General features: G+C 71.2%; 15 protein-coding genes. 5 read left to right on the forward strand and 10 right to left on the reverse strand.

Translation table 11 applies throughout. From position 1 onward, the window contains the following. Nucleotides 1–255 precede the first annotated feature (255 nt). Nucleotides 256–1590 (forward strand): class II fumarate hydratase, encoded by a 1335-nt coding sequence (locus tag JDY09_RS09480; protein ID WP_274716686.1) that lies wholly within the window; start codon nt 256–258, stop codon nt 1588–1590. A gap of 68 nt (nt 1591–1658) precedes the next feature. Here the strand turns inward: JDY09_RS09480 and JDY09_RS09485 are convergent, their stop codons facing one another. Further along, complete coding sequence (locus JDY09_RS09485) at nt 1659–3128, reverse strand: NAD-dependent succinate-semialdehyde dehydrogenase (protein WP_274716687.1); 1470 nt, start codon at nt 3126–3128, stop codon at nt 1659–1661. 71 nt (nt 3129–3199) lie between these two features. Between JDY09_RS09485 and JDY09_RS09495 the strand changes: the two genes are divergently transcribed. Beyond that, nucleotides 3200–4585: a SpoIID/LytB domain-containing protein gene (locus tag JDY09_RS09495; RefSeq protein ID WP_342455259.1), complete on the forward strand. Its 1386-nt coding sequence runs from the start codon at nt 3200–3202 to the stop codon at nt 4583–4585. Nucleotides 4586–4623: 38 nt separating this feature from the next. Here JDY09_RS09495 and ychF read toward each other — a convergent pair whose 3' ends face one another. The 9 genes from ychF to JDY09_RS09540 form a co-directional block, all read right to left on the reverse strand. After that, complete coding sequence (gene ychF, locus JDY09_RS09500; RefSeq protein ID WP_274716688.1) at nt 4624–5715, reverse strand: redox-regulated ATPase YchF; 1092 nt, start codon at nt 5713–5715, stop codon at nt 4624–4626. After that, nucleotides 5712–6224: a phosphatase PAP2 family protein gene (locus tag JDY09_RS09505; RefSeq protein ID WP_274716689.1), complete on the reverse strand. Its 513-nt coding sequence runs from the start codon at nt 6222–6224 to the stop codon at nt 5712–5714. The genes ychF and JDY09_RS09505 overlap by 4 nt, the downstream gene beginning before the upstream one ends. A gap of 64 nt (nt 6225–6288) precedes the next feature. Then, the gene (locus JDY09_RS09510; RefSeq protein WP_274716690.1) at nt 6289–6507 is read right to left on the reverse strand and encodes a hypothetical protein; all 219 of its coding nucleotides are present in this window, start codon (nt 6505–6507) and stop codon (nt 6289–6291) included. A gap of 9 nt (nt 6508–6516) precedes the next feature. Next, nucleotides 6517–6924, reverse strand: a complete 408-nt coding sequence (mce, locus tag JDY09_RS09515; protein WP_274716691.1) for a methylmalonyl-CoA epimerase — start codon at nt 6922–6924, stop codon at nt 6517–6519. An 11-nt stretch (nt 6925–6935) separates the two neighbouring features. Continuing rightward, entirely contained in the window at nt 6936–8489 is a 1554-nt protein-coding gene (ftsH, locus tag JDY09_RS09520) for an ATP-dependent zinc metalloprotease FtsH (RefSeq protein ID WP_274716692.1), read from the reverse strand. A gap of 264 nt (nt 8490–8753) precedes the next feature. Then, nucleotides 8754–9854 (reverse strand): nicotinate phosphoribosyltransferase, encoded by a 1101-nt coding sequence (locus JDY09_RS09525; protein ID WP_274716693.1) that lies wholly within the window; start codon nt 9852–9854, stop codon nt 8754–8756. A 12-nt stretch (nt 9855–9866) separates the two neighbouring features. Continuing rightward, nucleotides 9867–10754 carry a DUF1385 domain-containing protein gene (locus tag JDY09_RS09530; RefSeq protein ID WP_274716694.1) on the reverse strand — a complete coding sequence of 296 codons (888 nt, stop codon included), beginning with the start codon at nt 10752–10754 and terminating at the stop codon, nt 9867–9869. 13 nt (nt 10755–10767) lie between these two features. Further along, on the reverse strand, nt 10768–12153 hold the full coding sequence (locus JDY09_RS09535) for a M20/M25/M40 family metallo-hydrolase (protein ID WP_274716695.1): 1386 nt from the start codon (nt 12151–12153) through the stop codon (nt 10768–10770). An 11-nt stretch (nt 12154–12164) separates the two neighbouring features. After that, nucleotides 12165–12779: an ATP-dependent Clp protease proteolytic subunit gene (locus tag JDY09_RS09540; protein ID WP_274716696.1), complete on the reverse strand. Its 615-nt coding sequence runs from the start codon at nt 12777–12779 to the stop codon at nt 12165–12167. Nucleotides 12780–12852: 73 nt separating this feature from the next. Here JDY09_RS09540 and JDY09_RS09545 point away from each other — a divergent pair, with 73 nt between their 5' ends. The 3 genes from JDY09_RS09545 to JDY09_RS09555 are packed head-to-tail and all read left to right on the forward strand — an operon-like array spanning nt 12853 to nt 15832. Then, the gene (locus tag JDY09_RS09545) at nt 12853–13671 is read left to right on the forward strand and encodes an alpha/beta fold hydrolase (RefSeq protein ID WP_274716697.1); all 819 of its coding nucleotides are present in this window, start codon (nt 12853–12855) and stop codon (nt 13669–13671) included. A 14-nt stretch (nt 13672–13685) separates the two neighbouring features. After that, nucleotides 13686–15053: a replication-associated recombination protein A gene (locus JDY09_RS09550; protein ID WP_274716698.1), complete on the forward strand. Its 1368-nt coding sequence runs from the start codon at nt 13686–13688 to the stop codon at nt 15051–15053. A 35-nt stretch (nt 15054–15088) separates the two neighbouring features. Further along, nucleotides 15089–15832 carry a precorrin-2 dehydrogenase/sirohydrochlorin ferrochelatase family protein gene (locus tag JDY09_RS09555; RefSeq protein ID WP_274716699.1) on the forward strand — a complete coding sequence of 248 codons (744 nt, stop codon included), beginning with the start codon at nt 15089–15091 and terminating at the stop codon, nt 15830–15832. Nucleotides 15833–15835: the final 3 nt, after the last annotated feature.

A 15835-nucleotide genomic window follows, 5' to 3' on the forward strand; every position in this document is an offset into this window, starting at 1 on the left:
ACCCGGTGTGCGGTGCGGGTCGGCTCCACCCCCTCCTGGCACTGACTGTACGGCCAGTCGGAGCAGTCGTGATTTTCACCACGCTGCGGCCGTGCGAGGCAAGCTCTGAAACCGTTCTTGCAGAGCTCGCGAGCGCTCTTGCAACGCCCTCGGTACGCCCGGCGCGGTAGCCTGCGGGACCGGTCCGCCGAGGGTCGCCGAGCGGCGGGCGGCAGCGGCAGCAAAGCACGAGCAGAGAGCAGCGGAAGGAGGCCGATGACCGCACGCACCGAGCTGTGGGGAGCGGAGACGCGCAAAGCGATCGAGAACTTTCCGGTGTCGGGCGAGCGCGTCCCGGTAGCGGTGGTTCGCTGGCTCGGGCGGATCAAGGCCGCCGCGGCGCGCGTGAACGGCGAGCTCGGCCTGCTCGACACCGACCGTGCCGAGCGCATCGCGCGCGCCGCCGACGAGGTCGCCGCCGGGATGCACGACGACCAGTTCCCCGTCGACGTCTTCCAGACCGGCTCGGGAACGTCGTCGAACATGAACGCCAACGAGGTGATCGCGCGCATCGCCGGCGACGACGTCCACCCCAACGACCACGTCAACATGGGACAGTCGTCGAACGACGTCTTCCCGACCGCCGTTCACCTCGCTGCGGCCGCCGAGGTTCGCGACGACCTGATGCCGGCGCTCGAACGCCTCGAGCGCTCGCTCGCCGCCAAGGCCGAGGAGTGGCGCGACGTGGTCAAAGCCGGGCGCACCCACATGATGGACGCCGTGCCGGTGACGCTGGGCCAGGAGTTCGCCGGCTACGCCACGCAGATCCGGCTCGGTCGCCAGCGCATCGAGGACACCCTGCCGCGCGTGCTGCAGGTGCCGCTCGGCGGCACCGCGACCGGCACCGGCCTGAACACCCACCCCGAGTTCGCGCGCCGCGTGCACCGAAAGATCCAGGAGCAGACGGGGCTCGAACCGCGCGAGCCCGAAGACCGTTTCGAAGCGCAGGGCAACCGTGACGCGCTCGTCGAGCTGTCGGGCGCGCTACGGGTGCTCGCGATCTCGCTCACCAAGATCGCCAACGATCTCGTGCTGATGGGCTCGGGGCCGCGCTGCGGCCTCGCCGAGCTGCAGTTGCCCGAGCTGCAAAAGGGCTCGTCGATCATGCCCGGCAAGGTCAACCCGGTGATTCCCGAGGTGGTGCTGCAGATCGGCAACCAGGTGGTCGGCAACGACGCGGCGATCGCGATGGCCGGCAGCCAGGGCAACTTCGAGCTGAACGTGCGGGTACCGCTGATCGCACGCAACCTGCTGCACTCGATCAAGATCCTCGCCTCGGGCGCGCGCCTGCTCGCCGAGAAGTGCGTCGACGGGATCGTCGCCAACGTCGAGGCGCTGCGCCGCTACGCCGAGTCGACGCCCGCGATCGCCACCGCACTCAACCCCTACATCGGCTACGACCGCGCCACCGAGATCGTCAAGGAGGCGGTCGCCTCGCGCCGCACGATCCGCGAGGTAGCGCTCGAGAAGGGCGTCGGGGCGGACGTTCTCGACCGTGCGCTCGACCTCGCTGCGATGGCACGCGGCGAGTCCACCGCCGGACGCAAGTAGGTCGTCTGCGACCGGCGGCGACGCGCGGCCTGCGGCAGCTGTCGCAGGCCGCGCTGCCCGTTTGCCGCTCACCCGGCAGCCAGCGCCACGTACTTCGTTTCGAGGTACTCGTCGATCCCCTCGTTGCCGCCCTCGCGGCCGATCCCCGACTGCTTGACACCACCGAACGGCGCGCCGGCGTTCGAGACGATCCCCTGGTTGAGTCCGACCATCCCGAACTCGAGCCGCTCGCAGACGCGGCGGGCGCGATCGAGGTCGCGCGTGTAGACGTAGGCGACGAGCCCGTACTCGCTGGCGTTCGCCTCGGCTAAAGCCTCCTCTTCGCTCGCGAAGGTGCGGATCGGCGCGACCGGGCCGAAGATCTCCTCGCGCAGCAGCCGCGCCCCGTCGGGCACGGGATAGAGGACGGTCGGCTCGTAGAAGTAGCCGGGCCCGGCGGGAGCGTTTCCGCCCGTCAAGACACGCGCGCCGCGGTCGACAGCGTCGGCGACGAGCTCCGCCACCTTTTGTCGCTGCTCGGCGCTGACGAGCGGACCGACCTGCGTTTCCGCGGCGCTGCCGCGCCCGATGCGCAGCTCGCTAAGGCGGGCCGCCAAGCCACGAGCGAACTCGTCGGCGATCGCCTCGGCAACGAGGAAGCGGTTGGCGGCGGTGCACGCCTCGCCGACGTTGCGCATCTTGGCGGTGACCGCACCGGCGAGGGCGGCGTCGAGATCGGCGTCGTCGAAGACCAGGAAGGGTGCGTTGCCGCCGAGCTCCATCGACACCCTCAGCACGCGCTCGCCGGCCGCTGCCATCAGCCTGCGCCCGACTGCGGTCGAGCCTGTGAACGACACCTTGCGCAGGCGCGGGTCGCGCAGCAGCGGTTCGGTGACGGCGCGCGCGTCGCTAGCCGGAACCACGTTGAGGACGCCGGGGGGCAGGCCGCATTCGGCAAGCACACCGGCGAGCGCTAGTGCCGAGAGCGGCGTCAGCTGGGCGGGCTTCCAGACCATCGTGCAGCCCGCTGCCAGCGCCGGACCAATCTTGCGCGTGCCCATCGCCAGCGGGAAGTTCCAGGGAGTGATGAGAAGGCACGGCCCGACCGGCTCGCGCGTAACGATGAGGCGGCTGCGACCGTCACCGGAGCGCTTCACGTAACCGTCAAGACGCAGCGCTTCGCCGGAAAACCAGCGGAAGAACTCGGCCGCGTAGAGAACCTCGGCACGCGACTCGGCGAGCGCCTTGCCCATCTCGAGTGTCATCAACAGCGCGAGCTCGTCGGCGCGCCGGCGCAACTCTTCGAAGGCGCGCCAGAGCAGCTCGGCGCGCTCGTTGGGCGGCGTGTCCGCCCACTCGCGCTGCGCCCGGCCGGCGGCAGCGAGCGCGGCGAGCGCGTCCTCGGCGGTGGCGTCTGCGACGCGGCAGAGCACCTCACCCGTGGCGGGATCCTCGACCGCGAACTCGCCACCGCCGCTAGCCTCGCGCCACTCGCCGGCGACAAAGAGCCGCTTCGGCACCGCCTCGACGACCTGCCGCTCCGATGCAGCTACAGCCACTTTCGGCCCCCTTTCGCAGCTGTGTGGCCGGGACGGCACGAAGGTTACGAGAGCGCGCTACTCTCGCCGCCTTGCCGCGTTTCGGTATGCAGATGCGCACGGCGGTAACCGTGCTCGCGACGCTCTTCGCCCTCGCCGTCACGGCACCGGCGCACGGCGCTGCCGTCAGCGACTTCGTCGTGCGCGGCGCCGGTTTCGGTCACGGGCTCGGCATGAGCCAGTGGGGAGCCCAGGGGATGGCGCTCGCGGGTAGCGACTACCGCGAGATTCTCGCCCACTACTACACCGGCACCACCGTCGAGACGCGACCCGCTCGCACGCTGCGCGTACTGCTCGCGAGCGGCCTGCGCACGCTCGCGGTCGCGGGCGTGGCGCGGATCGACAGCAAGAACGTTGACCCGGGCCGCCTGTTGCGCGCCAGCGCCGAGCGCGGCCGCGTCGTCGTGCGAGCAGGTCGGCGTGTTCTCATGCGTGCCCGCTCGCCCGTGCGGCTGCGACCGCGCAGTGGTCGGCCGCTGCGTCTTGTCGCGCCGACGCTGGCGGGCATCGCCGATGGTCGCTGGCGTGGGGCGCTCGAGCTGCGTGTGGTGTCGGGGCGACTGGCAGTGGTGAACGTCGTGGCGGTCGAGGACTACTTGCGCGGTGTCGTGCCCGACGAGGTGCCGCCCAGCTGGCATCCCGAAGCTCTCAAAGCCCAAGCCGTGGCGGCGCGAAGCTACGCGCTGTCGACGCTCGCGCGCGGCTGGTTCGAGCTCTACCCCGATACACGCTCTCAGGTCTACCGGGGAGTTACCGCCGAAGACCCGGCGACCGACGCGGCGATCGCCGCCACCAGCGGCGAGGTTGTCACCTACGACGGCGAGATCGCGCGCACCTTCTTCCACTCGAGTTCGGGCGGCCGCACCGAAAACGTCGAGAACGTGTTCGTCGCACCCCTTCCCTATCTGCGCGCCGTCGACGACCCGGCCGACCGGATCTCGCCCTACCACCGCTGGACGCTGCGTTTCACCCGTGCGCGCCTGGAACGCCTGCTCGGTTCGCTGGTGCGCGGCCGCTTGCGAGCGATCGTTGTGACCAAGCGGGGTGCGTCGCCGCGGGTGTTGCGCGCGCGCGTGGAGGGAAGCGGCGGTAAGGTGGCGACGACCGGCGCCGTCTTGCGGGCGCGACTGCGCTTGCGCTCGACGTGGTTCACGGTCGTGCGCGCCGACCTGCGCGCCGCGCGCGTGTCGGCGCGCGCCAGCAGCACAAGCGACGGGAGCTGGCTTTTGACCGGGACGTTCGCACCGCGCGCCGGGCGCACGGTGGTGCTCGAAAAGCTCGACAAACGCGGACGGTTCGTCCGAGCCGCCACCGCGCCGACGACGCGCAGCGGCGCCTTCCGGGTGGCGGTCGCCGCGCCCGGTGTGTGGCGGGCGCGCATCGGCTCACTGACGTCGCTGCCGCTGACCGTTCGCTGATGCGCCGGCGCCTCGCGCCACGCCGGCGGTCAGAGTGGTCAGCGCGGTGGTGTGAAGCGGAAGCGAATCACGTCGCCGTCGCGAACCGAGTAGTCGCGACCTTCGGTTCGCACTAGCGCGCGTTCGCGCGCGGCAGCGAGCGACCCCGCCGCGACGAGCTCGTCCCAGGCGACGACCTCGGCGGCGACGAAGCCGCGCTCCATGTCGCTGTGCACCTCGCCGGCAGCGCGCCGCGCTGTCGTGCCCCGCAGCACGGCGTGGGCGCGCGCCTCGCCGCCCTCGTGGGCGGTGAAAAACGTGACGAGATCGAGCAACGCGAAGGCGCCACCGACAACGCGCTCGAGCGCGGAAGCGCCGAGCTCGAGCTCCGAGCGCAGCGCCTCGGCCTCGCTCGGTTCGAGGTCCGCGAGCTCGGCTTCGATGCGCGCGCTCACCGCCACCGCGCGCGCACCGCGCGCGGTGGCGTGCGCGACAAGCTCCGGCGGCGGTTCGAGCGGCGCGCCCTCGTCGACGTTGGCGACGTAGAGGAAGGGTTTCGCGGTCAGGGCTTGGAGTTCGCGTGCAGCGTCGGGTGCGTCCTCGGGTGCCTCGAGCCCGCGCACGGGCTCGCCGCGGGCGAGGCGCTCGTGCACCTGCTCGAGCCACTCGGCCTCGGCGACAGCGGCGCGTTCGAGCGAGCGGGCGCGCCGCCGCGCCCGCTCGAGCCGCTCGCCGGCGCGCTCGAGATCGGCCTGCAGAAGCTCGGCTTCGAGCAGCTCGGCGTCGGCGAGGGGATCGACGTGGCCGTCGGGGTGGGGCACGTCCGGCGCGGCGAATGCCCGCACGACGATCACGACGACGTCGACCTCGCGGATCTGGGCGAGGAAACGGTTGCCGAGCCCCTCGCCGCGGTGCGCGCCGCGCACCAGTCCGGCGATGTCGCGCAGCTCGACGGTCTCGTAGGTGACGGGATCGGCGCCGATCGTGCGCGCGACCGCGTCGAGACGCTCGTCCGGCACGGGAACGACAGCGATGTTCGGGTCGACAGTCGTGAACGGGTAGGGCGCGACCTCGGCGGCCTGGCGCGAGATCGCTCGAAACAGCGAGCTCTTCCCGGCGTTGGGGAGACCGACGATGCCGATCCGTTTCAAGGTCGCTGACCTCCGGTCGCGCGCCGTTCGGTGCCCGCGCCGCCGCGAGCGGCGGTTCGTCCCACAAGCGCACCGAGCGCTGCCCCCGCCGCTACGTCGCTCGGATAGTGCGCGCCGAGCACGATCCGCGACGCCGCCACCCACCCGGCGGCCGCCCACGCAAGGACGCGGGCCCTTCGCGACAGCGGTGCCGAGCTTGCGAAGGCGGCAGCGCAGGCGGCGTGGGCGGACGGGAAGGAGCGGTTCGAGTAGAGCCGCACCTCGCGTGGCACGTCGGGACGCGAGCGCGGCAAAAGACGCTTCACGACCTGCACCGCCGTGAACGCACCCGCCACACCAAGCGCGGGCGCAAGCCAGTCGCGGGCACGCGCCGAGTCGCGCCCGCGGGCACGCACCGATGCGGCGAGCGCGACGGCGATCCAGCCGGTGCCGTATTCGCCGAAGCTGCTCGCGAGCCGCGCGACTGGTACAAGCGCGGTGTCTCTGGTCGCGGCGACGAGCGCGGCCACAGCCGGGGTTTCGATGCGGTCTAGCCGCGACAGCAGCTTGTGCCGCGAGCGCGCTACGGCGCTGCTAGAAGCCGACGCGCTGCTCGGCAAGCTCGCAGCGGACGTAGGCGACACGCGCTAGGTCGAGCACCACCTCGGCCTCCTGGGCGCGCACGGTGTGGACCGAGCGACCTTCACCTGCGCTTCGCAACGCGTCGACGAGCGCGCGGTGCTCGCCCTCGTCGAGGCGCAACGTCAGAACCTGACCGCCCTGGAAGCCGACGTCGACGTTGCGCAGCGCCACGGTCGCGCCTCAGTGCTCGGCGGGTTGCACAAGCTCGGTGAGCACCCCGCCCACCGACTTCGGGTGGATGAAGGCGACACGACTGTTGCGAATCCCGCGCCGCGGCTGCTCGTCGATCAGCCGCAGCCCGGCGGCGCGGCACCGCTCGAGCGCATCCTCGATGTCGTCGGTCGCGTAGGCGACATGGTGCAGGCCGGGCCCATTGCGCTCAAGAAAACGAGCGATAGCGCTGTCAGCACTGACGGGCTTGAGCAGCTCGACGTGGCTTTCGCCGACGTCGAGCAGAACCGCTTCGACCCCGAACGATTCCACCACCTCGCGGTGGGCGAGCGGCATGCCGAACGTCCGCTCGTAAAGCGCGATGGCGGCGTCGAGATCCTCGACGGCGACGCCGATGTGGTCGATGCGCCCGAACACGCGCCGGCAGTCTAACCGGGCGAGCCGGTCGTCGTAGCCGAGCGCTGCAGCGCAGGCGCGCCAGCAGCGGGCGAGCGCGGCGTGTCGTGCTCGCCCGCCCGGCCGTGGCGCTGGTGTCGTCCACCACCTACGAGACGCTCGATCTCGCGCCGTTCCAACGTCTCGCGCTCGAGCAGGGCTTGCGCGAGCGCGTCGAGGCGGTCGCGGTGTTCGCTCACCAGTGCTCGCGCTCGCCGCTCGGCGAGCGCTGCCAACTCGAGCTGCTCTTCGTCGACGAGCCGTCGCGTGGCGTCGGAGAGCGAGTAGTCGTCGGTCGGCACTTGTTTGGCGCGCAGCTCGCTGCCCATCCCGTATTCGGCGATCATCGCCCGGCTGATCTCGTGGACCTTGCGCAGGTCGTCAGCGGCGCCGGTGGTGACCTCGCCAAACACCTCTTGTTCGGCTGCACGGCCGCCGAGCAGCACGACCATGTAGTCGATCAGCTCCTCGCGCGTTTTCAGGTAGCGGTCTTCCTCGGGCAGGTTGAGCGTGTAGCCGAGCGCGCGGCCGCGCGGCACGATCGAGATCCGATGCACCTTCTCGACGCGTGGCAGAAGCTCGGAGCACAGCGCGTGGCCGGCCTCGTGGTAGGCGACGACACGCTTCTCGTGCTCGGTGAGCGCGCGCCGCGACTCGGCCCCAGCGATAACCCGCTCGATCGCGCGGTCGAAGTCGCGGCGCGTGATGACGGTGCGTCCGTCACGCGCCGCCGAGATCGCCGCCTCGTTGCAGATGTTGGCGAGATCGGCGCCGGTTAGACCGCTCGTCTGGCGCGCGACGAGGTCGAGGTCGACGTCGCTGGCGAGCGGCTTGTCGCGCGCGTGGACGCGGAGGATCTCTTTACGCCCGTGCAGGTCCGGAGGCGCAACGAAGATGCGGCGGTCGAAGCGGCCCGGCCGCAAAAGCGCGGGATCGAGCTTTTCGATCAGATTCGAGGCCGCGATCACGACGACGTCCTCGTGCTCGGAGAAGCCGTCGAGCTCGACGAGCAGCTGGTTGAGCGTCTGGTCCTTCTCGCCCGAGATATCGCGCCCGCGCGTAGCCCCAACGGCATCGAGCTCGTCGATGAAGACGATCGCCGGCGCCGCCTTGCGCGCGGCGCGGAAGAGGCGCCGGATGCGCGCGGCGCCGAGCCCAGCGAACATCTCGACGAAGGACGACGCCGACTGGGCGAAGAAGGCAGCCCGCGCCTCGTTCGCGACCGCTTTGGCGAGCAAGGTCTTCCCCGTTCCCGGCGGGCCGTGCAAAAGGATGCCCTTCGGCACGCGCGCACCGAGCTTGCGGAAGCGGCGCGGGTCGCGCAGGAACTCGACGACCTCGCGCAGCTCCTCCTTCGCCTCGTCGACACCGGCGACGTCTTCCCAGCGCACCGATCCGGCCGACTCGGGCTTGAGCGTCTGCGGTTTGGTGCGCGGCATGTAGCGCAGGGTCATCACGAGCACGACCGCGATCAGTCCCATGAAGACGATCGGAAGCCAGGTGACGGCGAGGTCCTGAACGCGGCCCCAGTCGATCGCCGCCGGCACGGCGAGCGGCCCGCCCGCGCCAGCGACCAGCGCGAATGTGGCCCCGCCGACCGGGCCCCGCGTAGCGCTGGAAGCGCGCGTCGCGCATGGCCTCGGGCAGCCACGGTCGCGACCCCCCGACACTGTGCGCGACGTACGACCCCGCGCCGCCCCCTCTGCGCGTTTCATGCCCTCAAGGATGGCGACTCCCACCCCTTGCCGCCACCGGAAGCTGCGCGGCGCACGGCTCGTCGGACCGTGGTGCCACGGAACGGCCGATCCGGGCTACGCGACGCGCTCGAGGCGCGGGTTCGGTTTGTAGCGGCGCCCGACCTTCGCGCACGGGCGTCCGTCGACCCGCACAACGTCGGCGGTGAAATCGTTTTCGCCGCGCAGCAGGGCCGAGCCGACACCGTAGGCGTCGGCCGGCACGCCGAGCTCCTCGAACTGGCGGATGCGCTCGGCGTTGAAGCCGCCCGAGACGACGATCTTCACGCGCTCGTGTCCGGCACGGTCGAGCGCCGCGCGTACCTTCTCGACAAGGCGAGGGTTGACGCCACGAGGGTCGAACTCACCCATCTCCTCCCACAGACAGCGGTCGACCATCGTGCCCGAGGTGTCGAGCCGCACGCCCCACAGCTTCTCGCCGAGCGCATCGGCGACTTCGACGGCGGTGCGACAACAGTCGTTGTGGAAGTCGACGAGAACGACGACGTTCATCTCGTCGGCGAAGCGATCGGCGAAGGCGCGCGCCGCAGCGACGGTGTCGCCGCCGAAGGCGGCGATCAATGCGTGCGGCACCGTTCCCACTCCCCGCCCGCCCCACCACGACGCCTGCGCGTCGGTGGAAACACCGAGCGCCCCGGCGATGTGCGCTGCCCACCCGTCACCGGTCTGCACAAGCCAATGGTCGTGGCGGGCAGGGAAGTAGAGGATCGGCTTGCCGCGCGCCGCTTCCACGACCTCGCGAACGTTGCGCATGATCAGCGTCCGCCGGGCCAGGCAGCCCAGATAGACGGTCTCGAGATGGGCGAAGAGCGCATAGTCGCCCTCGATCAGCAGGACCGTCTCCCAGGGCTCGATCTCGTCGCCCTCGTGTAGGGCCCACACTTCGAGCTCGTCCCAACCGTTCTGCCAGCTGCCGTCGGGAAGGCGCCGCCCCGAGCAGAGCTTGAGCACCGCGATCGCCTCGTCGATGCCACCCAACACCGAGCGGTGCTTCTGAAACACCTGCATCGTGACGCGCGGGTGCATGCCGCGCTCTTCGAGCAGCCTTTTGGTGAAGTTGAAGTACGCGTCGGTGTAGTAGCCGTCGCGGATCTTCTCGACCGGCAGACGAAAGACCGACGGGTCGAGCCGCTCGCGGCGAGGCGTAGGCGCGCTCATGGCGCCGGAATGCTAGGTCGCGCCGGCGAGACCCTCGGCACGCGCCAGCTCCGCCAACGCCGCGCGCGCCACCGCCAACTCGTCGCCCGCTGGCTCGCGCGTGCCGAAAACACGTTGGAACAGACGTCCGGGCGCCTGTAGCGCGCTCGCCAGGGGACGGTCGCGGTTGCGATCGCTCCATGCAAGAAGCTCGAAGGCGACACCGGCGGCGGCGAGCTGGACGGCGCCCTCGGCGAGCGGGCCGCGCACCCCGTGCCGGCGCAGTGCAGCGTTGCCGACGGCGGTAAGGGCGAGCATCGGCGCCACGAGGTGCGTGCCGCAGCGCTCGTGCTCGCGCGCCTCGTCGACAGCATCCGTGCCGTGTTCCCAAGCAGCGATCACCTTGTGCTCGGCGCCGTGGTAGGCGGCGACGCGCCCGTCGCGCAGCGCGACGAGCGCCGGCACCAGCCCGGCCAGGCCGATTGCGAGCTCGCTCGCGAACGACCCGCTGCCCGTGCGGCGCAAGCGCGTGCCGAACACGGCAGCGGCAAGGGCTGTCGCGAGCGTGCCGGCGTTGAAAAAAGGCAGCCGCGCCTCGGGCAGGGCGCGCCGCACGGCGGCGACGACCGCCACCGCCTCGGCGAGGCGGGCGATGCCGCGCAGACCGGGAAGCGCGCCGAGCGGTCCGCGTGCGAGAACGGCCTTGCGTCCCGAGCGCACGACGATGCGGCCGTCGCCTGTTCGCACCGCTGCCGCCCAGCGCGTCGGCCCGTGCAGTAGCACGCCGTTGGCGAGCGCCATCCCGCCGAAGCGCACCTGGTCGGAGCCCGCACGTGGCGAGCTTGCCACCGCCGAGCTCGCCGTCGCCACCGAGGCTGCCGCCGCGAGGCCTGCCCACGTCACCGCATCCGCCGCCCTCATCGAACCCTCCGCGTCACGCCAGCAATGTCGCCGCCGCCTCGGCGTAGAACGCCGCCGCCAGCCCCAGGTCGACTACCGGCACACGCTCGTCGGCGCCGTGGATGAGCGCCGACGCTTCCGTCATCTCCATCGCGAGCTGCGGAAAGAAGCCGTAAGCCGCACAGTCGGGGAAGGTGGCGCGGAACCAGCGCGAATCGGTGAAACCCGGCAACAGCGTGGGCACCGGGTGCGCGGTCGGATCTTCGCGCGCGCAGAAGGCAGCGATGAACTCGTAGAGAGCGCCCTCGGGCGCCGACAGGCTGCCATCGGTCGCTTCGTCGAGCTCGAGCTCAACACCGCTGTCGCCGACGACCTCGCGCACCACCGCCAGCGCGCGCTCGCGGTCGACCCCCGGCGGCACTCGACAGTCGACGGCGAGCTCGGCGCGAGCGGGGATGACGTTGATCTTCGCCGACCCGCGCGCCATCGTCGGCGCGAAGGTGACGCCGAGCATCGGCTCGAGCAGCGCACGCAGTTCGCCGTCGCCAGCGGTGAGGCGCGCGAGCTCTTCGACCGCGGCAGCACCGTCCGGCAACCCGAGCCCGGCGAGCACGGGTCGCACCGCCGGCGACGGCAGCGGCACCGTGCCGGCCCGGGCGAGACGCTCGAGCAGCGGCGCGAGCTTGACGAGCGCGTTGTCGGCCAAGCCGGGGGTCGACGCGTGCCCCGCACGCCCGCGCGTGCGCACCGTGAAGCGGAACACCCCCTTCTCGCCGACACCGATGCTCCACAGTCGCCGACCGGCGAGCGTGAACGTGTCGCCGCCACCCTCGTTGATCAGGTAGTCGCAGCGCGCAAGATCGGGGCGGCGCTCGCACAGCCAGCGCGCTCCGAGCGTGCCGCCGGCCTCTTCGTCGCAAGTGACGATGACCCGCAGCTCGCCGCTCCCGGGCCGCCAGCCCGACTTCGCCAGGGCCTCGATGGCCACCACGGTCGCCGCCACTTGACCCTTCATGTCGAGGGCACCACGCCCCCACACGCAGCCGTCGCGCAGCTCGCCCGCCCACGGGTCGCAGCGCCACTCGGCCGGTTCAGCGAGGACGGTGTCGACGTGCCCGAGCAGCACGAGAACGGGCCCGTCGCTTCGAGCTGGCAGGCGCGCGACGAGGTTGGGACGCTCGCGGTCGGCACCGACTAGCTGGCAATCGAACCCCGCTGCGCCGAGGCGCTGAGCCAGAAGCTCCTGAGCCGGACGCTCGTTTCCAGGCGGGTTGGTGGTGTCGAAACGGATCAGTGTGCGCAGCAGGTCGACCGCGCGGCTCTCGAGCTGCTCGCGCTCGACAGGGAGCACCGGCACTGCCCGTGGCGGCTGCGCGACCGGCCCTAGTTCCGCCTCGACACTGCCGCGCTCGCCCGCCACCGCGACACCCCCTAGGTCAAGGCCGGTTCGGGACGGGAGCGCTCTTTCGGCTGCAAAACGCGATCGATTAGGCCGTATTCGACCGCCTCTTCAGGCTTGAAGAAGCGGTCGCGCTCGGTGTCGCGGTGGATCGTCTCGGGGGTCTGCCCGGTGTGCTTGGCGTAGATCTGGTCGATCCGTCGGCGCAGGTCGAGCACCTCGCGGGCGTGGATCTCGATGTCGCTCGACGGTCCCTCGAAGCCCGCCGACGGCTGGTGGATGAGGATGCGACTGTTGGGCAGCGCCGAGCGTTTCCCGGGTGCGCCGGCGGCGAGCAGCAGCGAGCCCATCGACATCGCGATTCCCACGCACGTCGTCTGCACGTCGCAGCGGATGAACTGCATCGTGTCGTAGATCGCGAGCCCCGCGTAGACCGAACCGCCGGGACAGTTGATGTACAGCGCGATGTCGCGGTCGGGGTCCTCGGACTCGAGGTGCAAAAGCTGGGCGATCACGAGGTTGGCAACCTGGTCGTCGATCGGTTCGCCGAGAAAGACGACGCGGTCGCGCAGCAGACGCGAGTAGATGTCGAACGCACGCTCGCCGCGGGCGTCGTGCTCGATGACCATCGGTACTAGCGGCGTCATTGCTGCTCCTCCCGGGCTGTGACCCCAGCGCGCCTCATTGTGTCGCATCGACGTGGCAGCTAGCTTCGCAGACATGTCCAGCTTTCCGGTCCATCGCGACGACGCTCCGCTCGCCTACCGCTGCCACGGCCCTCGCGACGGCCTGCCGGTACTGATGCTGCACGGCTACCCGGAGTCCTCGTATATGTGGCGGCACCTGCTCGGACCGGTGGGCGAAGCCGGCTTTCGGGCGATCGCGCCCGACCTCGCCAACTTCGGCGATTCGCCGCTCGTGCGTCCCGGCAACTGGGAGCGGCAGATCGAGCGCGTCGAACTGCTCCGGCGCGCAATTGCTGTCGACCGCTTCGTGCTCGTGGTGCACGACTGGGGCGGGCTTATCGGCTTGCGTTGGGTGCTCGAGCGTGAGCTCGAGCTCGCCGGCCTCGTCGTGTCGTGCACCGGCTTTTTCAGCGACGGGCGCTGGCACGGGCTCGCCGAAACGATGCGCACGCCCGACCGCGGCGAGGAGTTGATGGAAGCGCTCACCCGTGATCTTTTCGCCCAGGCACTGCGCAGCGAGTGGCAGGGTTTCGACGACGCCACGATCGACGAGTACTGGAAGGGGCTCGCCGATCGCGAGCACCGGATGGCGCAGCTCGAGCTATATCGCTCGGGCGACTTCGAGAAGATCGCGCCGCTCGAGGGTCGACTGCGCGAGCTCGACGTCCCGACGCTCGTTCTGTGGGGCGGTCGCGACCGCTACGCACCGGTCGGGGGTGCGCACCGCTTCGCCAAGCTCCTGCCCCAGGCCGAGCTCGTGGTGTTCGACGACGCCGGACACTTCGTCTTCGAGGAGGCGCCCGAGCGCTGCACCGAAGCGGTGCTCGCGCTGCTCGCACGCGTCGACCGCTGATCGCCGCGGCGACCGTGGAACGGCCTCTCTTCGAGGAACCGCATCCCGCGCCGCGAGGCGCGGAGAGCGGCGAGCGCGGGGCGCCGCTCGCGGCGCGGATGCGCCCGCGTTCGCTCACCGAAGTCGTCGGGCAACGCCACCTGTTGGCGACCGACACGCCGCTTCGGCGCGCGCTCGAGGGGCACGCGCCGCACTCGCTGGTGCTGTACGGACCGCCCGGCAGCGGAAAGACGACGCTGGCGCGGCTCGTCGCCGGCGCGAGCGGCGCACCGGTCGCAGAGCACTCGGCGGTGGCGTGCGGCAGCCGCGAGGTGCGCGCAGTGATCGAGCGCGCCCGCGCTCGCGGCGAGCGCCCGGGGGCGGTGCTCGTGCTCGACGAGATCCACCGGTTCAACCGCACCCAACAGGACACGCTCCTGCCCGCGCTTGAAGAGGGCAGCGTGCTGCTCGTCGGTGCGACCACCGAGAACCCCTACTTCGAGCTCGTGCCAGCGCTGCGTTCGCGGCTGCGGATCTACGAGCTGCGGCCGCTCGACGAGGACGACCTCGTCGCGCTCCTCGAACGGGCGCTGAGCGACCCCGAACGGGGTATACCCGCGCCGCCGCCAGTCGACCGCGACGCTCTAGCCCTGATCGCGCGCCGGGCGGCGGGCGATGCGCGGCACGCTTTGACGTTGCTCGAGGTCGCCTGCCAAACGGCCGGCTCCGGCCGGTTGACGGTGGCGGTCGCCGCTGCCGCCGCCGGGCGCACCGCGCTCGCCCACGACCGTTCGGGCGACCGCCACTACGACCTCCTCTCGGCGCTGATCAAGGCGCTGCGCGGCTCCGACCCCGACGCCGCCGTGCTGTACATGACAGCGCTGCTCGAGGGCGGCGAAGACCCCCGCGTCGTCGCTCGCCGCCTGGTGATCCTGGCGAGCGAGGACATCGGCAACGCCGATCCGCGCGCGCTCGCCATCGCAGTTGCGGCCGCCCAGGCGGTCGAGCACGTCGGCATGCCGGAGTGCGCTTACGCCTTGACGCAGGCGACGATCTACCTTGCGCTCGCGCCCAAGTCGAACGCCGCCGCGCGGGCGCTTGCGCGGGCGCGCGCCTGGATCGCCGAGCGCGGCACGCCGGAACCACCGCCGTACCTGCGCGACGCCCACTTCGCCGGGGCGCGCGAGCTGGGTCGGGGCGTCGGCTACGAGTATCCGCACGACCTGCCGGACGCTTTGTCGACCCAAGAGCTGGCGCCGCGCGGCGCGGAGGGAGAACGCCTCGTCGAGCTGAGCGAGCACGGCGATGAGTCGCGCCTCGCTGCACGCTTGCGCGAGCTGCGCGCGCGGCGCGACCGGGCCCGGCGCGAGCAGTCGCGGGACGAACAGTCGCCGCCGCGCTAACACCGAAGCGGCGGGCGGCGCGTACACTGCAGGAAATGCCCGCGCAAGCCTACGCCGGCAAGGAGTGCGTGTGCCAGCTCCGCAAGGGGATCTGCGACCAGTCGTGCGTGCAGGGGATGCTCGAAACCCCCTTCTACGTCGCCTGTTTGCGGCTTGCGGGGCGCAAGTGCCTGGTGGTCGGCGGCGGCGAGGTGGGTCTCGAGAAGGTCGAAGGCCTGCTCGCTTGCGACGCTGCCGTGACGCTGGTCGCGCCCGAGGCGATTGAGCCGCTGCGCGAGCTGGCGGCGGAAGGCTCTATCAAGTGGCTGGCACGGGAGTGGCAGCCCTCTGATCTCGACGGCGCCTTTTTGGTGATCGCCGCCACCGACGACAGCGACGTCAACATCCGCATCTTCGAGGAAGCGGAGCGGCGAGCGATGCTCGTAAACGTCGTCGACGTGCCGCCGCTTTGCAACTTCATCCTGCCGGCGATCGTTCGTCAGGGACCGCTGGCGATCGCGATCTCGACCCAAGGGGCGTCACCGGCGCTCGCCAAGCGCATCCGCGACGAGGTCGCCGCCCGCTACGGCGAGCCTTACGCACGGCTGGCCGTGCTGCTCAACGAGGTGCGCGGCTGGGCGAAGCGGACGCTCCCCACCTACCAGGACCGCAAAGAGTTCTTCGAGTCGATCGTCAACGGCGATCCCGACCCGATCGAGCTCCTCGCACGCGGCGACGAGCAGGCTGTGCGCGAGCTGATCGCGAACGCCCAGCGCGAGCGGGAGCGCGCGCTCGCCTGAGGA

Source organism: Thermoleophilum album (assembly GCF_028867705.1).
GTDB lineage: Bacteria > Actinomycetota > Thermoleophilia > Solirubrobacterales > Thermoleophilaceae > Thermoleophilum.